This is a genomic window from Rhodococcus sp. ABRD24, assembly GCF_004328705.1.
In the GTDB taxonomy this organism is placed as follows: Bacteria; Actinomycetota; Actinomycetes; order Mycobacteriales; family Mycobacteriaceae; genus Prescottella.
Genome location: NZ_CP035319.1, coordinates 2,247,891 through 2,270,468 on the forward strand (window position 1 = coordinate 2,247,891; position 22,578 = coordinate 2,270,468).

25 protein-coding genes and 1 tRNA gene are annotated in these 22,578 nt (G+C 67.2%); 7 read left to right on the forward strand and 19 right to left on the reverse strand.

What is annotated here, in order from left to right:
• Positions 1 to 101: 101 nt before the first annotated feature.
• From ERC79_RS09805 to ERC79_RS23715, 17 genes are all read right to left on the reverse strand, one after another.
• Entirely contained in the window at positions 102 to 989 is an 888-nt protein-coding gene (locus ERC79_RS09805; protein WP_131577750.1) for an STM4011 family radical SAM protein, read from the reverse strand.
• Positions 986 to 2,350, reverse strand: a complete 1,365-nt coding sequence (locus ERC79_RS09810; protein WP_131577752.1) for an STM4012 family radical SAM protein — start codon at positions 2,348 to 2,350, stop codon at positions 986 to 988. Before ERC79_RS09810 ends, ERC79_RS09805 begins: the two co-directional genes overlap by 4 nt.
• Positions 2,347 to 3,171 carry an STM4013/SEN3800 family hydrolase gene (locus ERC79_RS09815; RefSeq protein ID WP_242676793.1) on the reverse strand — a complete coding sequence of 275 codons (825 nt, stop codon included), beginning with the start codon at positions 3,169 to 3,171 and terminating at the stop codon, positions 2,347 to 2,349. The genes ERC79_RS09810 and ERC79_RS09815 overlap by 4 nt, the downstream gene beginning before the upstream one ends.
• Complete coding sequence (locus tag ERC79_RS09820) at positions 3,155 to 4,249, reverse strand: STM4014 family protein (RefSeq protein ID WP_131577754.1); 1,095 nt, start codon at positions 4,247 to 4,249, stop codon at positions 3,155 to 3,157. Before ERC79_RS09820 ends, ERC79_RS09815 begins: the two co-directional genes overlap by 17 nt.
• Complete coding sequence (locus ERC79_RS09825) at positions 4,246 to 5,199, reverse strand: STM4015 family protein (RefSeq protein WP_131577756.1); 954 nt, start codon at positions 5,197 to 5,199, stop codon at positions 4,246 to 4,248. The genes ERC79_RS09820 and ERC79_RS09825 overlap by 4 nt, the downstream gene beginning before the upstream one ends.
• Positions 5,200 to 5,349: 150 nt before the next feature.
• Entirely contained in the window at positions 5,350 to 6,015 is a 666-nt protein-coding gene (locus ERC79_RS09830; protein ID WP_131577758.1) for an alpha-ketoglutarate-dependent dioxygenase AlkB, read from the reverse strand.
• Positions 6,016 to 6,279, reverse strand: coding sequence for an Ada metal-binding domain-containing protein (locus tag ERC79_RS09835; RefSeq protein WP_131577760.1), 264 nt, complete (start codon positions 6,277 to 6,279; stop codon positions 6,016 to 6,018).
• Positions 6,280 to 6,315: 36 nt separating this feature from the next.
• Complete coding sequence (locus ERC79_RS09840) at positions 6,316 to 7,032, reverse strand: 2OG-Fe(II) oxygenase (protein WP_131577762.1); 717 nt, start codon at positions 7,030 to 7,032, stop codon at positions 6,316 to 6,318.
• Positions 7,029 to 7,622, reverse strand: coding sequence for a methylated-DNA--[protein]-cysteine S-methyltransferase (locus ERC79_RS09845; protein WP_131577764.1), 594 nt, complete (start codon positions 7,620 to 7,622; stop codon positions 7,029 to 7,031). Before ERC79_RS09845 ends, ERC79_RS09840 begins: the two co-directional genes overlap by 4 nt.
• Positions 7,619 to 8,128: an RNA polymerase sigma factor gene (locus ERC79_RS09850; protein ID WP_242676868.1), complete on the reverse strand. Its 510-nt coding sequence runs from the start codon at positions 8,126 to 8,128 to the stop codon at positions 7,619 to 7,621. The genes ERC79_RS09845 and ERC79_RS09850 overlap by 4 nt, the downstream gene beginning before the upstream one ends.
• A 52-nt stretch (positions 8,129 to 8,180) precedes the next feature.
• Entirely contained in the window at positions 8,181 to 8,684 is a 504-nt protein-coding gene (locus ERC79_RS09855; RefSeq protein ID WP_131577768.1) for a methylated-DNA--[protein]-cysteine S-methyltransferase, read from the reverse strand.
• Between the two features lie 144 nt (positions 8,685 to 8,828).
• The gene (locus tag ERC79_RS09860; RefSeq protein ID WP_242676869.1) at positions 8,829 to 9,632 is read right to left on the reverse strand and encodes a polysaccharide deacetylase family protein; all 804 of its coding nucleotides are present in this window, start codon (positions 9,630 to 9,632) and stop codon (positions 8,829 to 8,831) included.
• A gap of 84 nt (positions 9,633 to 9,716) precedes the next feature.
• On the reverse strand, positions 9,717 to 10,229 hold the full coding sequence (locus ERC79_RS09865; RefSeq protein ID WP_131577772.1) for an Lrp/AsnC family transcriptional regulator: 513 nt from the start codon (positions 10,227 to 10,229) through the stop codon (positions 9,717 to 9,719).
• Between the two features lie 19 nt (positions 10,230 to 10,248).
• A complete protein-coding gene (locus ERC79_RS09870) occupies positions 10,249 to 11,103 on the reverse strand; it encodes a universal stress protein (protein WP_131577774.1) in 855 nt (284 codons plus the stop codon).
• Between the two features lie 84 nt (positions 11,104 to 11,187).
• Entirely contained in the window at positions 11,188 to 12,672 is a 1,485-nt protein-coding gene (locus tag ERC79_RS09875) for a wax ester/triacylglycerol synthase domain-containing protein (protein ID WP_242676794.1), read from the reverse strand.
• Between the two features lie 210 nt (positions 12,673 to 12,882).
• Positions 12,883 to 13,011 (reverse strand): hypothetical protein, encoded by a 129-nt coding sequence (locus ERC79_RS23710; protein ID WP_278249728.1) that lies wholly within the window; start codon positions 13,009 to 13,011, stop codon positions 12,883 to 12,885.
• Between the two features lie 422 nt (positions 13,012 to 13,433).
• Positions 13,434 to 13,565 carry a hypothetical protein gene (locus tag ERC79_RS23715; RefSeq protein ID WP_278249729.1) on the reverse strand — a complete coding sequence of 44 codons (132 nt, stop codon included), beginning with the start codon at positions 13,563 to 13,565 and terminating at the stop codon, positions 13,434 to 13,436.
• A gap of 573 nt (positions 13,566 to 14,138) precedes the next feature.
• Between ERC79_RS23715 and hppD the strand changes: the two genes are divergently transcribed.
• The 5 genes from hppD (at position 14,139) to ERC79_RS09900 (ending at position 17,614) form a co-directional block, all read left to right on the forward strand.
• A complete protein-coding gene (hppD, locus tag ERC79_RS09880) occupies positions 14,139 to 15,314 on the forward strand; it encodes a 4-hydroxyphenylpyruvate dioxygenase (RefSeq protein ID WP_131577776.1) in 1,176 nt (391 codons plus the stop codon).
• Positions 15,315 to 15,500: 186 nt separating this feature from the next.
• Positions 15,501 to 15,577: transfer RNA gene (locus tag ERC79_RS09885), tRNA-Met, on the forward strand.
• Between the two features lie 402 nt (positions 15,578 to 15,979).
• On the forward strand, positions 15,980 to 16,453 hold the full coding sequence (locus ERC79_RS09890) for a DUF309 domain-containing protein (RefSeq protein ID WP_131577777.1): 474 nt from the start codon (positions 15,980 to 15,982) through the stop codon (positions 16,451 to 16,453).
• Between the two features lie 17 nt (positions 16,454 to 16,470).
• Entirely contained in the window at positions 16,471 to 17,112 is a 642-nt protein-coding gene (locus ERC79_RS09895; RefSeq protein ID WP_131577779.1) for an LON peptidase substrate-binding domain-containing protein, read from the forward strand.
• Between the two features lie 55 nt (positions 17,113 to 17,167).
• A complete protein-coding gene (locus tag ERC79_RS09900; protein ID WP_131577781.1) occupies positions 17,168 to 17,614 on the forward strand; it encodes an SRPBCC family protein in 447 nt (148 codons plus the stop codon).
• 7 nt (positions 17,615 to 17,621) lie between these two features.
• Here the strand turns inward: ERC79_RS09900 and ERC79_RS09905 are convergent, their stop codons facing one another.
• On the reverse strand, positions 17,622 to 18,599 hold the full coding sequence (locus ERC79_RS09905; protein WP_131577783.1) for an alpha/beta hydrolase: 978 nt from the start codon (positions 18,597 to 18,599) through the stop codon (positions 17,622 to 17,624).
• Positions 18,600 to 18,679: 80 nt separating this feature from the next.
• Positions 18,680 to 19,834 (reverse strand): nucleotide pyrophosphatase/phosphodiesterase family protein, encoded by a 1,155-nt coding sequence (locus ERC79_RS09910; protein WP_131577785.1) that lies wholly within the window; start codon positions 19,832 to 19,834, stop codon positions 18,680 to 18,682.
• 167 nt (positions 19,835 to 20,001) lie between these two features.
• Here ERC79_RS09910 and ERC79_RS09915 point away from each other — a divergent pair, with 167 nt between their 5' ends.
• Together ERC79_RS09915 and ERC79_RS09920 are read left to right on the forward strand one after the other, a co-directional pair.
• On the forward strand, positions 20,002 to 21,009 hold the full coding sequence (locus ERC79_RS09915) for an NAD(P)H-dependent glycerol-3-phosphate dehydrogenase (protein ID WP_131577787.1): 1,008 nt from the start codon (positions 20,002 to 20,004) through the stop codon (positions 21,007 to 21,009).
• Between the two features lie 102 nt (positions 21,010 to 21,111).
• Entirely contained in the window at positions 21,112 to 22,578 is a 1,467-nt protein-coding gene (locus ERC79_RS09920) for an NAD(P)/FAD-dependent oxidoreductase (RefSeq protein WP_242676795.1), read from the forward strand.

A 22,578-nucleotide genomic window follows, 5' to 3' on the forward strand; every position in this document is an offset into this window, starting at 1 on the left:
TGAACGGTGGGTGGAACGGCAAGCGCAGTCGTTCCACTCGCAGGCCACCGGACGAGGCAGAGGTCATGGAATCCAGTATCGCCGGATCAGATCGCAACGACTCATCGTTCCCGTGCCAGCCGTAGCTCGGGGAGCGACAGCCACACCGGCTCCGCCGGGATTCGTTCCAGCACACCGCCAGCGAAGACGTCGTACAGCGGAAGCTGCTCGGTGTGCACGTAGCCGATGTGACAGTCGCAGACATCCAGCGGGCAGGGTCGCGGTTGCAGCGCCTCTCGGAAAGAGCCGTCGTACAGATTGCCCAGTTCCTCGGGGACGAAATGGCAGCGCCGGACGGTGCCCTCACCGTCGACGGACACCACCGTGTCGCCGGTGCGGCACGCGCGCCCCCGCGTCCGGTGCGGATGCCGGCTGAATTCGAAGAGCGGGTCGATCGCCGTCCAGTCCGCCGCGTCGGCGTCGGCGTATTCATGCCCCTCGGCGGCGTTGACCCACAGGTACACCGGGTCGGGTAGCTCGGCGCGCAGCCGGCGGGCGGCCTCCAGATGCTCCGGAAGTCCTACGACGCCCACGCTGAACCGCACGCCGAGATCGGTCAATTCCGTTGTTTTGGTGCGGAATCGGTCGTGCGGCGTCTGTCCGGGGTGGTATGTGCACCACAATGCGACCGTGTCGAGGTCGGCGCCGGCCAGCCAGCCGGTACGGCAGCTGAGATTGGTCTGGATCGCCACCCGGCGGACGTGAGCCAGCCGGGACAGGTCCACCAGGGCCCGCCGGTACCAGGACCGCACCAGACCCTCCCCCCACGGGGTGAACAGGATCGACAGCTCCTGATCCTGGTCTTCCACCCACACGCAGAAGCGCTCCAGCGCCGCCCGGTCCGCCCGTAGCTGCTCGGGAGTGTCCCGGCGTTTGGCGAACGGACAGTACGGGCAGTCATAGTCGCAGGACGCCAGCGGACCCCGGTACAGGATGGTCAGCACCGTCATCGCCCCTCGTACTCGGCCATCGCGGCGCGCACCTGCGGCGAAAAAAGCTCGGGCCCCAGGGCGTCGGAGTACGCCATGCCCAGCGCGGTCAGCCGCAGCCGACCACCCTCGGACAACAGCCATCCCCGGTCGGACCACCGGTCCAGCTCGGTGCCGAAATGCTCGTGGGGATCTGTTCCGAATCGGAACCGGTAGTCTGCCAACAGCATTCCTGCGGCCTGCAGCACGGACTGCAGCAGATGCCGGCGCCGGGTCTCGTCCTCCGTCATCGCGTGACCCACCACGGCACGACGGAAGTCGTCGACGGTGCCCGAGACGTAGTCGTCGATGATGGCACGCACTTCCCTTGCGTCGACCGCGTAGTCGAAGGAATAGTGCAGATCCCGGGTGTACGACCTTGCCCCACAACCGAGTCCGATCATGCCGTCGGTCTGGCAGGCGTAGTCGTCCGGGCCGACGTCGGGGGCGTCGGCGCGACGGAACATGCGCATCGACTCCTGAACATAACCCGCGGCGATCAGGTGGTCGCGGCCGCGGCGGTAGAGGTCGAGCCGGTGTGCATCCCAGTCCGGGTCGGGTCCACCGCTGCGCCGGGCCAGGCCCGTCAGCGGTCGCACATACAGCGGGTACAGGTACAGCTCCTCGGGACGCCAGGCCAGCGCCGCGTCCAGGGAGGCGATCCAGGATTCCGGTGTCTGGCCGTCGATCCCGTAGATCAGATCGATGTTCAGGACGTCGATGGCCGCATCCCGGATCCGTTGCAGTGAGGCCTCCACGTCCGCGCGTCGTTGCGGTCGGACCGCAGCCCTGACATCGGTCTCGTCGAAGCTCTGGACCCCGAGGCTGAGCCGGGTGACGCCGCGCCCGGCCAGCACAGCGAGCCGGTCGGCGGTGGCCGTCGACGGGGATGCCTCCACCGACAGGGGGATCGCCCGCAGGTCCGCCCCCATGCCTTCGGCGATGTCGCACAGCCGGTCCAGTTCCGCCGCGGTCAGGTAGGTGGGGGTACCGCCGCCGAAGGCCGCCGTCGCGAACCGGGCCGAGGGCGCCAGGGCCTCGCGCACCGCCTCGGCCTGCCGCTCCAGGGCGTCCAGGTATCGGGTGGTCAGCTCGCCCGGCGCGCCGACGCGGGTGAAGAGGTTGCAGAATCCGCACCGCACCTCGCAGAACGGCACGTGCAGGTACAGCGACAACGCGTCCTGCGGTTCGTCCGCCCACAGCTCGGTCAGGGCCGGACGCGGGCCGAGCGGCCGGTAGGCGGTCTTGTGTGGATACGCATAGACGTAATTCTGATATGGCGCAACATATTCCGAGGCGACGAAGTTCGGCGGTACCGGCAGGGGCAGGTCGACGGCGGTCATCTCGGTCCCTCGAGGAAGAAGTGGGCATAGGGCACGGTCCACACCAGGGGGTGGCCCAGCCGGTGCCCGGTGTAGCCGTCTTCGCCATAGGTGGTGCCGTGGTCGGAGCACACGATCGCGAAACATCGTCGCCGGCTCGACATGGCGGCGAACAGTAGCCCGATGTGCCGGTCCACGTATTCCAGCGCGGCCGCGTGCGTCGCCCGAGAGTCCCCGTCATCGGCGGTCGCACCCTCGGCGAAGAACCAGTTCGGTTGGTGCAGAGCCGAAACGTTGACGAACAGGAACAGGCGGCGTTCGGCGGGAAGCCCGGCCACCACCTGCGCCGCCAGGTCCGCCTGCGCCTCGAAAGAGGTCGCCGAGGTCACACCCAGCTCGGGAGACCAGTGCGCCTCGTCGAACATGTCGGGCAGCACCGAGCCCAGCGCGCCCCGGCGGTTGAAGAAGCCGACACCGCCGATGCACACCGTGTGATAGCCGACAGCGGCAAGGCCCGCAACGAGATGCGGCTCCTCGAACACGAATGTCCCGTTCGCGGTCGACTCGCTGCCACCGAACTCGGCCGCGAACAGTCGCGGGTGCGGCCCCTGCCCGACCGGGGTGGGCAGGAACCCGGCGAACATCGCCTGGTGCGAGGCGTACGTGAAGCTGCCGGGGGCATGACGTTCCTCCCAGCGTCCACCGGGCAGCTGCCGCGCGAGGTTCGGGATCCGACCCGCGGCAGCGAGTTCACAGGCCACGTCGTAACGCAGGGTGTCGAGCGTGATCAGCAGGATGTCGTCGGAGCCGACGACGGTGTTCATGTCAGGCTGCTGCGACATCGGCCCATCCTTCGGCCGCGGCCAGTTGCGCCGCATAGGTGTCGAGACCGTCGGCGCGGCCCGGGAGCCCGGGCAGGCCCGGAAGCAGGTCTCCGAACGCGTTCACCTCACCGACTGCGGCGCCACGCCAGTTCGCGGCGGGCAACAGATCCACCCCGACACACAGGGTACGCGGGAAGCAGGCGGCGGCCCGTTCCGCAATGGCGAGCGCGTTGTCCCAGCCGTATCCTGCGGCGTCGAAGCCTGCCCGCGCGATCTCCAGGCCGCCGCGTTGTCCGCCCAGGTGCAGATTGGTCATCGGGTGCACGCTGGTACGCAGTACCGCATGGGTCGCCTGCCCGGCGACCACCACGACCCGCAGATCGGCGGCGCGACCCTGCCGCGACGGCTTCGGCAACCATGCCTCGATGTGCAGACGTTCACCGGCCAGCGCGTCGACGAGGGCGCCGACCTCGCCTTCGCCCGTCAGTCGGCGTACCCGCAGCGAGTTGTAGACACCGTCCACCGCGATCTCCACGCTGCTGCGCGCCTGGACCCGGCCCCCGGAGGCGGTCTCGACAGCGACCACCCCGGCCGCGGAGGATCCGTGCGCGGGCTTGACGAAGAACCGCCGTAGCCCGGCCGCCGCAGCCAGCTCGCGCACCTCGGGCCAGTTCCGCGGCACTGGCGCTTCTCCTCCCGAGGTGGGCGAGATCGGCACCGGTACACCGTTACTCGCGAGTGAACCATGGCACCGGCGCTTGTCGAACAGCACGGCCAGGTCGTCCGGATCGGTCAGCCAGCGCCCGCCGCGCAGCGTGCCGACCGCAGCGAGCAGCGACGCATACCACCGGGTACCGTCCGCAATCCGTGTCGGGTCCCCGGGTCCGCGCAGCAGTGCATCGACCTCGCGGTCTTCGCCGGGCGAGTCGAGTCGCACCCACTCGTCGGCGTCGAACCGTGCCCCGCGCGTGGTGAGCACCTCGCGCCAGGACACCACCCGCGGGGTGGGCATACCGAAACGGGCTGCGGCATCCAGTAGCAGTGTCACGCGGCGGTTCTCCGGATTGCCCACGACCGCGAGGCGGGGACGGGTCATTCGCCGACCGCGACCGACCGGTAGATCGTTCCGTCGTACTCGTCTTCCTCGGCGTCTTCACCGTCTAGGTTCAGTTGCACTCCGGACGGTTCGAGTGCCGCGCGTAGACGCTCCCGCATGTCGTCGCTCAGGTAGTTGTGGTGCAGATCCAGTGACTCGAGGTGGGTGAGCGATTGTCCGGCGAGCAGCGCCTCGGCGCCCGCGTCCAGCAGCACACCCTTGGACAGGTCCAGGGCACGCAGCTGCGGAACGATCGGCGCCGCCGCGACGGCTGCAGCGATGTCGTCCTGGTACTCACTGTTGGACAGCGCGAGGCCGGTCAACCGGGGGAAATTCACGCCGGCGAGAATCGGAGCCAGGTCTTCGACGGTCGAGTCTGCGCCGTATTCCTCTGTACCCAGCCACAATTCCAGATCAGTCAGGGCCGGTAGTTCCGAGGCGGCCACGGCTCGAACCACGTCAGCGGACAGCCCGCCCGTTTCGATCACCAGGCTGCGCAGGTTCTCGTGCCGGACGGGGTTCAGCATCAGCTGGTTGCCGCCACGCACCCCCAGGTGCTCCAGCCGGGGAAACGCCGTCAGCAAGGCGGTGATATCCGACTGCACGATCCACGAGATCTCGCAGTCCTCGGCGGTCATGTCGCCCAGGAACAGGGACCGCAGTGCCGGGAATTCCCCGGCGGCCGCGACGAGGGCCTCCACCACGGGACCTGAGCCCTCGTCGTACGGATCGGCCCAGCTGCCCACGACGATCGCCTGCACCGTCGACGGATCGACTGCGGCACGGAATGTGTCGAATGCCTCCGGCCATGCGACGGGCGCCTCGTGCGTAGGAACCGAGATCCGCCAGGCGACCGGGCCCTGCGGGGGTGTGCTGGCAGCGGGGTCGGGGTCGCTCGGAAACTCCGTGACGGGAAGGCCTTGGAATTCACTCTGCAGGTCGCTGATCACCGGGGCACTCCTGGTCTCGGGTGGGTTCAGGTCGGTCAATGGGCATTATGCCCGACTTCGGAAGGTCGCGATCGAGCGTCTCCGTCGCGATCGAGCGTCTCCTACGAGGAACCCGGCACGAGCGCCGGCGTGTGCGTGACTCCACCGTTCTCATCGCGGATCCGCCAGGCCGGTCACACGCAGCGTTATGTTGAGCCGCCCACTCACCAGTCCGCAGTCCGGGTCAGCGGTTCCCGGAAGTACCTTCGGCACACCGTGATACGCGAATCGAGACGGACCACCGAACACGAAGAGGTCCCCCGACTCCAGTTCGACATCGGTATACGGCCGGCCCCGATTCTCGGTATTTCCGAACCGGAAGGTGCAGGTGTCGCCGATGCTCAGCGACACCACGGGCGCGTCCGACCGCTCCTCCTGATCGCGGTGCATGCCCATGCGGGCGGTGCCGTCGTAGAAGTTGATCAGCGCAGCGTCCGGTTCGTACTCGGCACCCACCACCCGATTGCCATAGGCGTCAGCGACGGCCCTTTTTCCCAACTGCACCAACCATTCCGGCAGTGGTAACACCCGGCCACCGCCGGCGTCATCGGCGGTACGGCTGTACCGGTAGGGCTGCCAGTGCCAGCCGAGGCAGACGGTCTGTACCGACATCGCGTGCCCGGTGGGCAGCCGGGCGGCCCGCATCGGCACCGGGCCGCGCACCCACCCTCGACACGCCTCGACGAGCCCGCGCTGCTCGTCGAGGTCGAGCCAGTCGGGAACCAGCACGGCGCCCCCCGCGACGGAGCGGCGAGGCCGGGGGATGAGCGCCGACAATTACCGACTTCCCTTCCGGTTGTGTGCTTTCCATTCGTTGTACCGCTGGCGCAGACACACCGCACACGGCCGGTATCCGGCAGCAATCGCGGTGTCTTCGTCAGCGAAGAACACCCGCTGCGTCACGTACCCACCGCGCGCGATGGCGCGGGCCGCCCCTGGGCAATCGAGCCGACCGTAGATGCGATGCCTCCGGTGCCCACCGAGCGTGCCTGGCATGGGGCTCTGATACGTCAGTCCCGAACTGTCGATCAATTTGTACATGATCCGCGACTTTGTACGTTCCGCATACAGCGTCTCTCATTCCGCGTCGTGGAGGACCAGTCCGAGCGTGCGACGACTCCCGGCGCGCACCGTACTCACCCCGTGTCGTATCGGCGCCGCAGACCATCCCCGTGCCGACTGCACCGGACGGTCCTGCGTCGTGAACACGAACGCGTGCCCCTGGCGCAGCACCGTCGCGGTGCCGCGGGACTGCGCACGGGCCCGCTGCTCGACGAGGAGGAACTCGCCGCCCTCGTGGTCGACGCCGGGTTCGTCCAGCCCGATCACCACCTGCAGCGGAAACACCAACTCGCCGTACAGATCCCGATGCAGCGCATTCCAATCGCCGACCCCGTACCGCAACAACAGGGGCGTCGCTCGACGCTGCCCGGCAGCGTGACACATCGCGAGCCACTCGTCGAGGGTGTCCGGCCACGGTGCCGTCCGGCCCAGCCGCCACGCCCATTCGCGAGCAACCGGAAGGAGTTTCACGTAGAACATCGCGCGCATCTCGACGATCGGATCCGGCAATGGGTAGTCGAAGTAACGGTACTGCCCGGAGCCGTACCGATGCCGCGCCATGTCGACGGTTGAGCGGAACCGGCCCGGCTCATCGTAGAGGTCGGCGAGGGCATGGCATTCGTCCCGCGTGAGCACCGGACCGGACTGTGCACCGCCGAAAGTGTCGAGCTCGTCGCGCAGAGACGTCCAGTCCAGGGCGTGGACGCGGCCGGCGAGCGGCGGCGCGCTCACGCCGCCTCCAACGTCAGTAGCGTCAGCTTCGCTGCCGAGCCGCCGACGTACTGCCCGGTGCTGCCGTCACTGCGCACCACCCGGTGGCACGGCACGAACAGCGGCAGCGGGTTGGTGGCGCACGCGGTGCCGACCGCACGAACCGCGCGGGGGCTGCCCGCCGCCTCCGCGACCTCCGCGTAGCTTGCGGTACGCCCGTAGCCGATGTCGGGCAGGTGGGTCAGCACCTCCCGGCGGAACCCGCGCGATAGCCGCAGATCCAGCGGAACCTCGAAGTGGGTGCGCCGATGCGCGAAATACTCGTCGAGCTGTCGCGCAGCATCGTCCAGACGCGCGGGCACCTCGAGAATGCGGGGACTGACTTGCTCGGAGAGCTGCGCCAGCACCGCGTCGCGACCCTCTCGGACGAAGGCGACCCGCACCAGACCGGTGTTCGTGGCCGCCAGGAGCAATGGGCCGATCGGGGTGTCGACAGTGCGGTAGGCGATGTCGAGCAGGCCGGCGTGATCGGCATCGGCGGCCAGTCGTGAGTGCAGGCGGCGCAGGACCTCCGAGCTGTCGTTGTCGATCGGGAACGAGATGGTGCTCATCGGGACACTCCCTTCTGTGCGAGCACGGGGTGTGTGGGCGACGGGTACGTTCGGCGCAGCCGGGCCACGCCGTCGGACGCGGCCCGTCGGGCGGCGTCGGTGCTGTTTCCGAGAATCACCGCGACCTCCGCGTAGGGCAGTCCGGCGAGGTGGTGGTAGACAACGGCGGCGCGCTGCGTGAACGGCAATTTTGCGAGCGCGTCCCACAGTTCGTGATCCCACGAACCGGGCACGCCCGTCACCGTCGCCCGTTCCGGAACCTCGTCCGTCGGAATTGGCACCCGCTGCCGGAGGCGATGGGCATCGACGGCCTTGCGATGCGCAATGGTCACCAACCAAGCCTCTACATTGCTACCGTCCGGCAATTCCGGATAGGCACGCAATGCGGCGAGGAAGGTCTCCGACCAGGCATCCTCGGCGTCGAACGGGCCCAGTAGCGCCCGGCACACCCGCAGCACCACCGGCCCGTACTCGGTGACGATCTGTTCGAACGGTTTCAGTCCCACACCCTGTAGACGCTCCGGGCCACCAGAACGTGAGGTGTGATCCGCGCCGAATTCAGAACAGTCCATCCTGAACTCCCGGCGGATTCGGATTCTCCAGGTCCAGCAGGAACTGCTTGCGCTCGAGCCCGCCCGCGTAACCGGTCAACGAGCCGTCGCTGCCGACCACACGGTGGCACGGCACGATAATGCCGATCGGATTGCGCCCGTTGGCGGCGGCCACCGCTCGGATCGCAGCCGGGTTACCGAGATGCTCGGCGAGCTGCAGGTACGTCCAGCGTTCGCCGTAGGGGATGGCGCCCAGGGCGTCCCACACCCGGCGTTGGAACTCGGTGCCCCGCGGCGCGAGCGGCACCGTGAACTCGGCACGATCGCCGTCGAAGTACTCGGCGAGTTGCGCGATCACGTCGTCGAACCCGTCGTCGACGCGCGGGCCGAACCGCTCACTGTCGGGCAGGTGCCGCTGCTCGTGCATGTACAGTCCGCACAAGTCTTCCTCGATCCGGACCAGCGTCAATGGCCCGACGGGCGAGTCGACCACGGTGTGCACAGCTTCCACGTCATCGATCCTCCCAGCACCCACCGACAAGTTCGCGAGATCGAGGTCTGGAAGGTCACGGTATCTGCCGTGGACCGCTGTTCGACCGGCTGATCGTGCAGATGACCGCCCTCCCTACCTTCCCCGCCCCGGAGTGGGTGGACGCTATCGGGGACTGGCCACGGCACTCGGATGAGGAGTCGCCGCAGCCTGGCGGAGAAATACGTCGTCGAGCGTGACCATCGACAGGTTCCGTTCCCTGACAATGTCTACGAGCTGGCCGTAGACATGGGTGACGGGCCGATGGTTGGCGTGTCCGATCACGATTGCCTGGTCGACGAAGTACTTGCGTGCACACTCGAGCAGGTACTGCTCGGTGATGACACCCGAGTCCGACAGCGAACCCGCCCACATCGTCGGCACCGTGTAGCCCTGGTCGGCCGCGATCTTGTCGACCGTCGAGTTCCGGTACCCGTAGGGCGGCCGATAGTACGGAGTGCCGTCGGCGCCGAAGGTGTTGTGCAAGAACGCCTTGGTACGTTCGAACTGGGTGACCACCGCCCTCGTCGACAGTTTCGTCAGGTCCGGGTGATCCCACGTATGGCTGCCGAGCTGGATCTGTCCGCTCTCCACGAGCGGCCGTAGCGAGGCCTTGTGGATGGTCCAGGAGTCGTAGACGGCGGTGACGAAGAACGTGAACCTGGCGCCGGTGTCTTTCGCAAACTGGATGTAGGCACCGACTACGTCGGGGCTGGTGCCGTCGTCCACCGTCAGCGCGAGGTTGTTCCCCGGGCCGGGAATCGTGCTGATCGGCCCCGCCGGGACGGGCACTCGGGCCGTCCGGGGTGGCGGTGGCGGCAACGAAGTACGCATGGGGGTCACGGTCGGTTGGTTCGGCGACGGCGTGACTGCGTCTGCCGCGGGTTGGCCGCGGTTCGGAACGGTACACGCGGAAGTCCCGGAGGTCACTGCCGCGGCACCGGCGGCGAGCAGGGCAAGGAACCGGCGTCTGTCCACCTCAGCAGAATATGGGCGCCTGTGGGGGCCTCTGTGTCAGCCACGCCGAGCGGGATCGTCGCGACCGGGCGGTCCGACCGATTTCGCGAGCAAGGGCAGCGTCCGGAACGGTACGACCTCAGAAAGCACCACCACCGATACCGAACGCGCCACCGTCGACGAGTGGTGCAGCGCAATGAGCAGCGCCTGCAGCTCCTCATGCGACGCCGCCGCGACCCGGCACAGGACGTCGCCCACGCCCGTGGTCGCCCACGCCTCGAGCACCTCCGGGAACTCCTCGAGCTCCTTCGTCAGCTGACTCAACGCACCCTGCGCGATCTCGAGCGTGACGAACGCCTGCACGGGATACCCGGCGGCACCGAGCCCGATGTCGGGCCCGTACCCGGTGACCACGCCCGCATCCTCGAGGCGCCGCAGCCGCGCCTGCACGGTCGCCCGAGCCACCCCGACCCGACGCGACAGCTCCAGTACCCCGATCCGCGGTTCGTCCCGAAGCCGTGTGATCAGTTCGACGTCGAGTGCGTCGAGTCTGTTCCCGTTGCGTTCCATCGCGATGCCCCCGACCCGATCAGGGCACCACCACTCTCGAACGCGCCACGATCACCGGGCATTGCGCGTGGTACAGCAGCGATTGGCTGGTCGAGCCGAGGAGGGCGCCTTCCAACCCGCCGAGGCCGCGGCTTCCGACGACCATCGCCCGCGCGCTCGCACTGAGCGCGACGAGGTGTTTCGTGGGACCTGCTGCTGCGATGACGGTCTCGACCTGCACCGAAGGGAACTTTGCGCCCCAGGTCGCGATCAGCCGGTCGATCCGGGCGCGCGCCTCCTCGTCCGCCTCATGGCTGCCGCGGCGGCGCCGGGCGTGGATCGCCATCAGCTCCGCGTGCCGGATCGAGGCCTCCTGCATTGCGGCGCCGACGACGATGTCGGCGCTGTCGGAGTGGTCGACGCCCGCGATGACGGGCCCGGACGTCGGCGGCACCGGGCTGCCGTCGGCGCCGCGTACCACCGCCACCGTGCACTTGGCGTGCTGGGCAAGCGACAGTGCCGTCGAGCCGAGTACCATCCGGGCGAAGAATCCGGTACCGACCGATCCGGCGACCATCAGGCTCGCCTTCTCCGACAGATCGACGAACGCGCGGTTGACGCGGCCGCGCAGCAGCTCCACTTCCACATCGACCGTGTAGTCCTCAGCCGCGACAGCCTCGCGGGCCGTCTTCAGAGCGGCGCGCCCGAACGCCTCCTCCTCTTCGAGATCGTCCGCGACGAAGGGAAAGTCGTTCTCGGTGTCGATGACGTGCACCAGCTTCATCGGCACCTTGCGGGCGTGCGCCTCGACGGCGGCCCACTTGACGGCATGGATCGCGGCGTCGGATCCGTCGACGCCCACGACGACAGGTCCCTGTGCATGCGCTCGCGACATCGTCCACTCCGATCGGCTCACCTGGTGCGGGCCGGCCCAGCGCCGATCCGCCTTCGTTCCAGCCTAGCCTCGGTCATTCCTGATTCAGGCGTGCTCCGACCGAACCGCTCGGGATGTGATCTCACTGGCTCCCGGCTGCCGCGTCGCGACAGAGGCCGCATCCTCGAGTTCCGCGAGACTCGCGCGGACGAGCTCGAGATAGTGCGGCAGGTCTGGCATCGCCTCGGGATCGGCAATGACGGTCAACGTGAGGCCCCCATCGGTTCCCGTCGTAACGAAGTGCCGCAATCGATCCCCATCAACGGGCGGTTGTGAGCCGAGAACCGCAACGGCAGTTGCACCGTCGAAGGTAAGACCCTCGACAGTGAGCGGGATGTTGCTCACCATAGTGTGAAATGCCCGGGATGCATTCTGCCCGTATCGCTTCCGCTTGTGCATATAGGACGCCACCTGCCAGAAGAACGGCGGAGCAGTATCCATTGCGGCAACCTGACGTCGCACTGCCGGGTGCGATGTCCGCGCCTTCTCCAATCGCGCCGACCGCGAGATGGACAACAAACGGCCGATGGGATCGCGACGATCGGTGTGCATGTCGACGGCGAGTGCGACGAGCTGATTCGCCGACTCCCACTTCTCGATCCCCCGCATCGATCTCGGAACCATCGCGACGAGCGAACCGTCGTACTCCTCGCCGCGCTCGCGCAGATACCGATCGAGTGCGCCTCCCGTTGCGGCGAGGACGACGTCGTTGATGGTGAGATGTGGTGCCGCACCCTTGACTATGGAAATCTGCTCGCCAGGCAAGCTCACCGAGTGGACACATGCCCGGCCGCTGGTCGCGGTATTGAAGCGGGTCTCCGGTCGCTCTGGTAGACGAGGCCATTCTCCTGCGGCGCAAGCAGCCTCGACTGCACGAGCCGATGCGCGATTCTCGGGAATGGACCCGACAAAAATCCTCGTCCGACGGGGTATCGCTCTGATGGATTCGGCGAGAATCCGCAATCTGGGGAAGCGGATCACGGCACGGTCCGGAACAGGCCGGGGAGTCTCCGAGAACAACTTGTGTGCCAAGTCCATGACGGCGAGCCCGTCTGCGGCACTGTGATGGAGCTTGAGCCCCACCGCGGTCAGCGGCCGTCCGTCGAACATGTCGAGGCTGGTCACACCGGTGACAACGTGGAGCTCCCACGGTGGGCGGGAGAGGTCGATGCGGGAGGTGAGAATCTCACCGAGAAGCGGGCCCAATCCCTCCCAGCCCGGCTGGGATACCGCACGAACACTCACATGGTCACGCAGATCAATGTGTTCTGCAGGTACCCAGCGCGGGTGTTCGATGCCGAGCGGAGGTCGCGTTATCACGGAGGTGAAGGCATGATGGCTACCGAGCCTGTCCCGCATCCACTGCTGAACACTCGTGTCCGTTAATGCAACGCCCGGCTCCGAGCCCGCATCGAACAGATACACCGCCAGCAGATGCTCGAGGTGTCCCCGGTACTCGTTGTAGACGAACTCGGCGTCGCGGGGCTCGAGTAGTGCCCATCGAGACAGGGTTTCCACAGAGCTGGCCACTGACCGCACCTCCCGCAAATCCGTTTTCAGACACCCCACGCGCCGCGGAAATACTGAGGCCGCAGACCCGTGACGGTATCTGCGGCCTCAGCCGATCAGGCTGCACTCACTTATTGGTCAGCGCCTTGCTACCAAGCGCGGTCATGCCGATCACGTTGCCGAAGTATTGAATCATGTTGGTGATGTATTGCTGCAGCATCGGGGTTCTCCTTAGACCGGCGGCAGTGGAGCGGGATCTGGATCGAGGGACAAGGCATTGAGGAAGGAGGCAAGAATGCCTACCAGGTTGACCGAACCGAAGTTGATCATGTCTGAGCTGTAGGTCAGCGACAGATCCATTGTCTGATTCTCCTTTGGCTTACGTTCCGGCGATGGATCCGACGGCGTCCTGCAAGCTAGCCGCCGTGGCTGTCGAGCCACCAGGCCAGAGCCCAATCAGACTACCGACGATTTCGAACAACGCATTCGAGAGGTTTTGAACTGGACCCAGTGAGAAAGCGGCCCACGGGGTGACGTCGACGCTCGTAAGGAGGTCGACGAGGCTACCTGTGTTCACAGTTTTCACTCCTAGTGTGTGAAGTTATCAGCCGACATCCGGCGGTTCACAGTTCGAATTTTCCGTCCACCGAGTAGGCGAAAGGCAGGTAGATAATCCCTGCCAAAATCGCCTGCAGCATCGGATCCGCGAGCGGGCCTGCGAGAGATCCCAGCTTCATTTCAATCTCCTAACTCTGGCCGAGCAGCGCGATCAGCACTGCACCTCAACTACCACTGATCAGATCGGACAAGGACCCGCTCAGACCGGCGGTGCCCGGAACCACCGACCCTGTGAAGACACCCATGGTCAGATCCAGAAGCAGGTCCGTCACCGCCTGTAGGAACGACACGCTCATGTCGATTCCTCTCCTTTCGTTGATTGTTCGTGCCTTCACCGGATTCCACACTGGATGGAAAGGCCCAGGAAAGGAACATGTACACGATCCGATAGCTCTTCCAACTGCTCTTCAGGGAACCAACCCTGTCTAGCCCCGCCCCGACCAGTGAAGGGTTCCGGCGCGATGGAACTGAAACTAGCCTAGGCAAGTCCACTTTCGGAGGATTTTGACCGAAATCTTCCCTCGACCCAGATTCTGCGCCGTTCTAGCTGGTCAGAGCACCTACTGGCAGGCTCCCGCGGCTCGACACCAGATTCCGACGTAGCCCGAAAGTCGACGACAGGGAGAATGTACTGCGGTGCAATTTCGCAGTTCGGCATTGAGCCACTGGGGCGAGCGCCTTCGAACCGGGAGGAATTGACGCCTGAACGCACCCGTTCGGGCTGCCTGTCTGCTAATGGACACATCGACCGGCATACCGCCTTCCCTGCAGTACAGATCGTCCAATATGACCAGCGGAAACAGTCGATGTTGCGGACGCCGGTGCGACGCGGTGTGATCGAGACACACCGTCCACAGGAAGTCTCCACCATGACCGCCGACCACTCTCTCACCCGCCTCGACGACGCGTTGCTGCATCAACTGCTCGGACTCGTCGAACACGACCCCTCGGCCGATCCGTTCCCGGTGTTCGGCTGGGACGCGATCGTCTGGGTGGTCGGCAACGCCACGCAGGCGTCCGCGTACTACCGCGAGGTGTTCGGGATGGAGCTCGAGGCATACTCGGGCCCCGAGACCGGCAACCGCGATCACCGCGCCTTCGTACTGCGCAGCGGTGCAGTACGCTTCGTCCTCACTGGCGGTGTCGCCCCGGAGAGCCCCCTGCTCGACCATCACCGTCGGCACGGCGACGGCGTCTACGACATCGCACTCGAGGTCGCAGACGTTGACCGCTGCATCGCACACGCCCGCAGCCACGGTGCGCGCGTGCTCGTCGAACCGCACGACGCCACCGACAAGCATGGCACCGTCCGCAGCGCCAGCATCGCCACGTACGGCGACACTCGGCACACCCTCGTCGACCGGTCAGGTTATTCGGGTCCATATCTGCCCGGATACGTCTCACGCACGGCGGTTTCGGGCACCGGACCGCGAGTGATCCAGGCGCTCGACCACGTCGTCGGCAACGTCGAACTGGGGAAGATGGATGAGTGGGTGGACTTCTACCACCGCGTCATGGGGTTCACCGACCTCGCCGAGTTCGTGGGCGACGACATCGCCACCAGATACTCGGCCCTGATGAGCAAGGTCGTCGCGAACGGCAACCACCGCATCAAGATCCCCCTCAACGAGCCGGCGGTGGGACGCAAGCGTTCCCAAATCGACGAGTTCCTCGAATTCTATTGCGGCCCAGGCTCGCAGCACCTAGCGCTCGCGACGCCGGACATCCTCGGTGCGGTCGATCACCTGACGGCGGCGGGCGTCGACTTCCTGCCCACACCGGCGTCGTACTACGAGGACCCCGGCCTGCGGGCCCGCATCGGCGAGGTGCGCGTCCCGATCGAGGAGCTCCAGAGCCGTGGGATCCTCGTCGACCGCGACGAGGACGGCTACCTGCTGCAGATCTTCACCGTTCCGATCGGAGACCGTCCGACGGTGTTCTTCGAGCTCATCGAGCGGCACGGCTCACTCGGCTTCGGCAAGGGCAACTTCCAGGCCCTGTTCCTCGCGATCGAACGCGAGCAGGCGCGGCGCGGCAACCTGTAGGCGCGCCTCACCTGACACCTCAGATCGCCATGATGCCCAGATCCCGTGCCCCTCGACGACCGGCGTCCTCGCAGATCAGGACGCCTATCGAGACCAGTGGCCGAGCATCCGGTGGCTGGGAACACGGTGCCGTCAGCGCTCGGTGGTAATTCGGGCTCCGCAACTCGTGTAGGCTGAAATTACCGACGCGGGGTGGAGCAGCTCGGTAGCTCGCTGGGCTCATAACCCAGAGGTCGCAGGTTCAAATCCTGTCCCCGCTACCACCGAGGACCCGGTATCGCATTCGTGCGATACCGGGTCTTTTTGCGTCCGGACATGCGCGCTCCGTGCAGAGCAATCGCCGAGAACTCCGAAGGCGGGCGGCCCCTCGGCGCCCCCTAGGAGAACCGCCGAATGATGTGCAGTCCCGCCAAGAGCACCGCGAGTTAGTCGAAATCCAGTCGAATCGGGCCGAGTTCGCGACAAAACGACTAACTCGCGAACGATGCGATGCAGTCGGCCGCACTGCAGCCCCCACCCACGCAACCCCTGCCAAAGGTCCCGCGCGCATCCCAGCGCCCCGCGCGCACGATCGGGCGCGCGGGAGACGAGTTCGCGCGCGGCAGCCGACCGGATCCGACCCGCGCCCCTCCCGCCGACACCACCGTCAGCGCTAGATTGCTTGTATGGCCGACCGCGCTCGGGACCCCCTCGGCAAGCCCCGGAATGCCCGACCCCGGGACCGGCTGGGCCGCCCGCTCGAGTGGGGCGAGGAAGGGTTTCCGACGATGCCCGACGACCTGGATCTGGACCCCGGCGAGGCGATCACCGAGGCGCAGCGCCTGCTCGACCACGAGTTGCCGTTCCACGCCCACGAGGTGCTCGAGGCGGCGTGGAAGAAGGCGCCGCACGAGGAACGTGGTCTGTGGCAGGGGCTGGCGCAGCTGGCCGTCGCGGTAACCCACCTGATGCGCGGGAACCCGGCCGGCGCGGTGTCGCTGCTGCGGCAGGGCAGCCACCGAATCGTCCCGTTCGAGGAGAACGCGCCACACGCCCTGGATGTGACCGGCCTGGTCACCTGGGCAGACCATCTGATCATCGAGCTCGATCGCGGCACCCCGCCCGACACGATCCCGGTTCCGAGGCTTCGAATGCCGTGATGCGCGATGCTGACCAAATGACCGTTCTGCCGATGTTCCCGCTCGGCGGGGTACTGCTGCCCGGGGAACGGCTGCCGCTGCACGTATTCGAACCCCGCTTCCAGGCGCTGGTCCGGGACTGTCTGGCCGCCCCCGACGGCCCCCGGTTCGGGACCGTGCTGATCGCGCGCGGACACGAGGTGGGCGGCGGCGATGTGCGGCACGACGTCGGCACCCTCGCCCGGATCGTCTCGCATGTCGGCATCGGTGACGGTCGGTACGCGCTCGACTGCGTCGGCGAGGACCGCATCCGGGTGGTGCGGTGGCTCGGCGACGACCCGTATCCGCGGGCCGAGATCGAGCCCTGGCCGGTACCCACGGAAGCGCAGGTCGACATGGCGCGGCTCACCGAACTGATGGACCAACTGGCTGACCTCTACGCGGCGCTGTCCCGGATCCGCTCCACCGAGACTCCCCCGCCGGCGCCCCCGCGGATGGCAGACCTTCTCGGTCACGATGGCGATCATCTGTTCAGGCTGGCATCCTGGGTGCCGATGGGAGCTGCGGACCGGCTCGCAATCCTCGCCTCGAATACCGTCGACGATCGGCACCGGGTACTGGCCGATGCGATCGAGAACGCGCGGGAGATCGCCGAATTCCGGCTTTCGGGGCACCAGTGACGCACATCACCGTGCGGATGCGCTAACCTCCGTTCCCCATGAGAGGGAGGACCTCATGATCCATGTTCGCCACAAGGCGGTGGCCATAGTCCCGGTCGATCTGGCGTTCGCGCACATCGACGACTACCGGAATGTGCCCGACTGGATGTTCGGCATCACCCGCTTCGATCCGATCAGCGGGCTCGATCAGGGCCTGGGTGCCCAGTACGACGCCGTGATGCAGCTCGGACCCAAGGCAATGACGTCTACCGTCGAGATCACCGAGTGGGAGCAGAACCGGCTGATCACCCTCAGTTCCGTCGCGGGCTTCGGGAACCGGTCGAGTTGGCAGTTCACCCCGATCGGCGACAACGAGACCGAGCTGTCCGTCGATTTCGGATACGAGCTGCCCGGCGGGCTTGCCGGGCTCGCGCTCGGCAAGCTCATCGAGCCGTTCGTCGTCACCGCGATCAGGCAGACCGAGTCCAGCCTGCGCAGACAGATCGAGGCGCTCAACCTGTAGTGGCCTGTCAGGCCGCCGAGTGCCGGCCGCGGTAGCCCAGAGCGCGCCGGGTGAAGTCGAGGCTGAAAGCGATGGTCGTCATGCTCTCTCCGAGTACCTGACCGAACACCGGGTAGGCATGGATCTGACCGCTCCACACATGGGTCTCGACAGCCTGCCCGGCGTCCTCGAGCAACCCGGTCATGGCCTCGACGTCCGGGCGCATGAGTTCGTACTGCGCGACGCTGAAGAACACTGGCGGGAACAGTCGCGGGTCGGCCTCGATCGGCGAGTCCGCGCCGACAATGGGGTCCGGGCCGCCGACCCACCGATCCTTGAGCGCCTCCACCTGACTCATCGGCAGGTATGCGTCGCGGGCCATGTAGTCGGGATCGTGCTGCTCGAGCGCCAGGTTGAGCAGTGGCGAGTACCCGATCACGGCGGCCGGGGTCACCAGACCCTCGGTGGCCGCCAGCTCGGCAACCTTCATCGCGAGGTAACCGCCGGCCGAGTCGCCCGCCAGGATGATCTTGCTCGGATCCTCACACGTGTCGAGGAGGGCGGTGTAGGCCGCCATGGCATCCCGGATGGACGTCCCGATCCCGCCGTGCGGTAGCTGCCGATACTCGACCGAGATCACCGGAACCCCGGCGCGCGCGGCGAGCACCGAGCACAGGCTGCGGTGAGTGGCCAATCCGCAGAATACGAATCCACCGCCGTGGAAGTAGAGGATGGTTGCGCCGGCAAGGGAATCGGCAGCCCTGCGGTGGTGCGTGATGAGTTCACTCGGCACGCCGCCGAGCGAAACCTGTTCGATGCTCACCCCCTTCGGCCGGGGCAGGCGATCGACCACCTTCTCGAGGTGCCCGAGCGCCGCAATGCCCCGATCAGTGGTGGGCCAGGCCGCGAACAGCGGCTTGACGAAGATCCGGACGATCCAGAACACCAGCCAGGCCCGCCAACTGACCTTCCAGTGCCTGATGATCGTCGACTCACGCGTACGCATCGTGTCCCCTGTCGTCTCCCGCGGCAATCTCGCCGCCCCGCCCGACACCCTAGATTCCAGGAGCGGTGCGCGCAGCCGCATCAGCCTCGGGTCTGCAACAGCGGAACCAGCATTTCGTCATCGGTGAGCGCTCCGTGCTGACCCGCCAGCAGCGACATCGTCGGCTCGGCCTCACGGCGAACCACCACCGCACGGTCGCGCGCGATCGCGACGACGTCGCCGATCCGCCGTCGCGCAGCGTCCGATGGATCCGGGCCGATCAGACCGGCCGCGATGACGTCCTCGCGGGTGCCGACCCACGCTCGGTCCCCCAACTCGTCGCGCCAGCGGCGCAGCACGGCGTCGGTGGCACCGGGCTGGGTGTGGACGTAGCGGCAACGCGCCTCGCCGGCGAGCACACGCACGCCGTCGGACAGCGCGGGGATGGCGTCGTAGTCGATCCGATCCGACGGCCCGACCGTCACCATCCCGTGGTCCGCGGTGATCACCAGATCCACGCCCGGCCCGAGCCGCGCCGCGAGATCCTCGGCGAAGCGGTCCACGATCGTCAGCTGCGACAGCCAGCCCTCACCGCCGGGGCCGTACACATGACCGAGCGTGTCCAACTCGCTCAGGTAGCAGTAGACGAGCGTGCGCTCGGCAGCCGTGGCAGCGACGACGGTCGAGGTCATCAGGTCGCCGTACGCGACGGTGCCCACGAATGTCGCCCCGCGCAGGGCGGCCCGCGTGAGCCCACTACCGGCGAAGCCCCGCGGCAGCACCGTCGTGGTCGCCACACCCGCGGCCGCAGCACGTTCGAACACCGTGCAGGACGGCTGAATCCGCTCCGGCACCACCTGATCCTGCCGATCGCCACGCTCTCCGACCGCCTGCCAGCGCAGCCAGTTGAACGGGCCGCCGGCCTCCTCGACGTCGGAGACGTACCCGGTGATCCCGTGCTGCCCGGATGGCAAACCCGTCCCGAACGACGCCAGGCTGGTCGCGGTGGTAGTCGGGAATCCGGCACGGATCGGGCGCGCCGCGAGCCCGGCAAGGAACGGCGCAGCCGACAGATTGGCGCGCAGCAGATTCCAGCCGAGCCCGTCGATCAGCAGCACCACCGTCCGGGCGCGCGGCGCGAGCCCCAGCACGTCGATCTCCCCCGACACACCCGTCGCGGCCACCACCGACGGCAACACGTCGGCGAGCGTCGGCTGCGCGTAGACATCCAGCAGCGGCAGTGTGGTCTCGGACATCGGTACTCGCAATCGTCTCGCAGTGAACAGGGCTGAATCGGGTCGCCCCGACTGTAAGCCGTTTCACGCCCCGAGTTCTCGAATCGTCCCTCGTATGCCAGTCGGGAGTGCCAACCTGAACTCATGACCGCATACATGAACACCGCACCCCGATCGGGTGATCGGTAATGGCTCGCCCGGTACGAGTCGTGGTACTCGGGTCGGGATCCTGGGGCACGACGGTGGCCGGCCTGGCCTCGCACAACACGCCCACACTGCTGTGGTCCCGCAACCCGGAGACCGCGGACGAGATCAACACCGAGCACCGCAACAGCCGCTACCTCGGTGACCGTCCCCTGCCGAAGGATCTGCGCGCCACCTCCGACATCGTCGAGGCCGCGAACGAGGCCGACGTCCTGGTGGTCGGGGTGCCATCGCACGCGATCCGAAGCACCCTCGCCGAGATTTCCAACGAGGTCCGGGCGTGGGTGCCGGTGCTCTCGCTCGCGAAGGGCCTCGAGCCGGGCACCCGGCAGCGGCCCACCGAGGTGATCTCCGAGTGTCTGCCCGGACACCCCGTCGGGTTGCTGGCGGGACCCAATATCGCCCGCGAGATCGCCGACGGTCTGGCTGCCGCGTCCGTCGTCGCAACACAGGACGAGGCGGTCGCGTCGGCCCTGCAACCGCTGTTCGCCTCGCACGTCTTTCGCGTCTACCGCAACACCGACGTACTCGGCTGCGAACTGGGCGGCGTCCTCAAGAACATCGTCGCGATCGCGTCCGGCATGGCCGATGGTCTGGGCGTCGGCGACAACACCCGGGCGATGGTCCTGGCGCGCGGGCTCGCAGAGATGACGCGGATGGGTGAAGCGATGGGCGCGAACCCGCGCACCTTCGCAGGCCTGACCGGCGTGGGCGATCTGATCGCGACCTGCATGAGCCCGGCATCGCGTAATCGGCGCGTCGGCGAGGCGATCGCCCGCGGGCTCACGGTCGACGAGGCCGTGAAGGAGCTCGGACAGGTTGCAGAGGGCGTCAAAACCGCGCCGACGGTGATGGATCTGGCCCGGGACTACGGCGTCGAGATGCCGATCGCGGCGGAGGTGGAGGCCGTCGTCGCCGGTCGCAAGACTCCCGAGGATGCCTACCGTGGCCTGCGGAAAGTGACACCGGGCGGCGAGGACGAGGTGGCCTGAGCCGTCCGGGCGATTTGTCTTGAACACTGTTCAAGTTGCACACTGCTGACGTCAGGCGGTGAGGGAGGGCGCTGCGCGGAACCTCACGGATCGGAATTCAGCGTGTCGCAGGTTCGTCATACCCGGGTATTGATCGTCGGCGCGGGATTTGCCGGGCTCGGAATGGCACTCGAGCTCACCCGCCACGGCGATCGCGACTTCCTGATCCTCGAGAAGGCCGATGCCGTGGGCGGCACGTGGCGACAGAACACCTACCCCGGCTGCGAGTGCGACATCCCGTCGGTGCTGTACTCGTACTCCTTTGCCCTCAAAGCGGATTGGACGTCGTCGCACGCCGCGCAGCCGGAGATCCTGGACTACCTGTCCGAACTGACGGACCGTCACGGCCTGGGCGACCACCTCGAGTTCGACACGGAGGTGGCCGGGGCGATGTGGAACGAGACCGACTGCCGCTGGCATGTTTTCGACAGCACCGGACGCGAGTTCGTGGCGCAGTACCTGGTGATCGCGTCGGGCGCCTTGAACGTGCCGCTCCTGCCCCGCATTCCAGGCATCGAGACGTTCGACGGCACCAGTGTGCACTCGGCGGCGTGGCGCCAGGACATCGATACAACCGGTAAGCGCGTCGCCCTCGTGGGTACTGGCGCCAGTGCGATACAGCTGGCCCCTGGGCTTGCCCAGGAGGCCGCCGAGCTGCACGTCTTCCAGCGGACGCCGGCGTGGGTATTGCCTCGTCGGCGCCATCGTGCAGTGGTGGCGCTCAGCCGTCGAAGTGCACTGGCCCGCAAAATGTTTCGTTCCATCACCTACTGGGCTGCGGAGACACTGTCCGTCGGCCTCAGCCACCACCCCCGGCTACTGGCCGCCACCGAGGCCCGGGCCCGCCGGCACCTGCGACGCCAGGTCGCCGATCCCGCGCTACGATCGGCCCTCACCCCCGGCTACCGCATCGGCTGCAAGCGGATCCTGCGCTCCAACGACTTCTACCCGGCCCTCACCCGCCCCAACACGACGCTCGTGACCGAACCGATCGCCGAGATCCGGCCCGACGGCATCGTCACGGCCGACGGCACCCACCGCGGCGTCGACGTCATCGTGTACGCCACAGGGTTCCGCGTTGCCGGGGCACTGAACCGGATGCACCTCGTGGGCCGCGGCGGCGTGAGCCTGCTAGAGCGCTGGCAACGTGACGGCGTCCGCACCCACCTCGGCATCACGATCTCGGGAATGCCCAACGCGTTCTTCCTGTCCGGCCCCAACACGGGGCTGGGACACAACTCGATGATCGTCATGATCGAGGCCCAGATCTCGTACGCGCTGGACGCGATGCGTCTGGCGGACGAGCGGGGCGCGACCGGCCTGGACGTCCGGGCCGAGGCACAGGATGCGTCCGATTCGATCCTGCGAGAGAAGCTCTCGCGCGGAGTGTGGAGTACCGGTGGTTGCGCAAGCTGGTACCTGGACGGACACGGATCAAACCACGCACTGTGGCCAGGGTCGTCGTGGAGCTACCGGCGCCGCACCCGCACGGTCGACGCCGACGCGTACGAGCTACTGCATACCCCCTGA

Coding starts and splice junctions, on each gene's coding strand:
- ERC79_RS09805 (WP_131577750.1), bottom strand. CDS start 989: ATGACGGTGCTGACCATCCTGTACCGGGGTCCGCTGGCGTCCTGCGAC.
- ERC79_RS09810 (WP_131577752.1), bottom strand. CDS start 2,350: ATGACCGCCGTCGACCTGCCCCTGCCGGTACCGCCGAACTTCGTCGCC.
- ERC79_RS09815 (WP_242676793.1), bottom strand. CDS start 3,171: ATGTCGCAGCAGCCTGACATGAACACCGTCGTCGGCTCCGACGACATC.
- ERC79_RS09820 (WP_131577754.1), bottom strand. CDS start 4,249: ATGACCCGTCCCCGCCTCGCGGTCGTGGGCAATCCGGAGAACCGCCGC.
- ERC79_RS09835 (WP_131577760.1), bottom strand. CDS start 6,279: ATGTACAAATTGATCGACAGTTCGGGACTGACGTATCAGAGCCCCATG.
- ERC79_RS09845 (WP_131577764.1), bottom strand. CDS start 7,622: ATGAGCACCATCTCGTTCCCGATCGACAACGACAGCTCGGAGGTCCTG.
- ERC79_RS09865 (WP_131577772.1), bottom strand. CDS start 10,229: ATGGAACGCAACGGGAACAGACTCGACGCACTCGACGTCGAACTGATC.
- ERC79_RS09870 (WP_131577774.1), bottom strand. CDS start 11,103: ATGTCGCGAGCGCATGCACAGGGACCTGTCGTCGTGGGCGTCGACGGA.
- ERC79_RS23710 (WP_278249728.1), bottom strand. CDS start 13,011: ATGGATCTGTCGCTGACCTACAGCTCAGACATGATCAACTTCGGTTCG.
- ERC79_RS23715 (WP_278249729.1), bottom strand. CDS start 13,565: ATGAGCGTGTCGTTCCTACAGGCGGTGACGGACCTGCTTCTGGATCTG.
- hppD (WP_131577776.1), top strand. CDS start 14,139: ATGACCGCCGACCACTCTCTCACCCGCCTCGACGACGCGTTGCTGCAT.
- ERC79_RS09890 (WP_131577777.1), top strand. CDS start 15,980: ATGGCCGACCGCGCTCGGGACCCCCTCGGCAAGCCCCGGAATGCCCGA.
- ERC79_RS09895 (WP_131577779.1), top strand. CDS start 16,471: ATGACCGTTCTGCCGATGTTCCCGCTCGGCGGGGTACTGCTGCCCGGG.
- ERC79_RS09900 (WP_131577781.1), top strand. CDS start 17,168: ATGATCCATGTTCGCCACAAGGCGGTGGCCATAGTCCCGGTCGATCTG.
- ERC79_RS09905 (WP_131577783.1), bottom strand. CDS start 18,599: ATGCGTACGCGTGAGTCGACGATCATCAGGCACTGGAAGGTCAGTTGG.
- ERC79_RS09910 (WP_131577785.1), bottom strand. CDS start 19,834: ATGTCCGAGACCACACTGCCGCTGCTGGATGTCTACGCGCAGCCGACG.
- ERC79_RS09915 (WP_131577787.1), top strand. CDS start 20,002: ATGGCTCGCCCGGTACGAGTCGTGGTACTCGGGTCGGGATCCTGGGGC.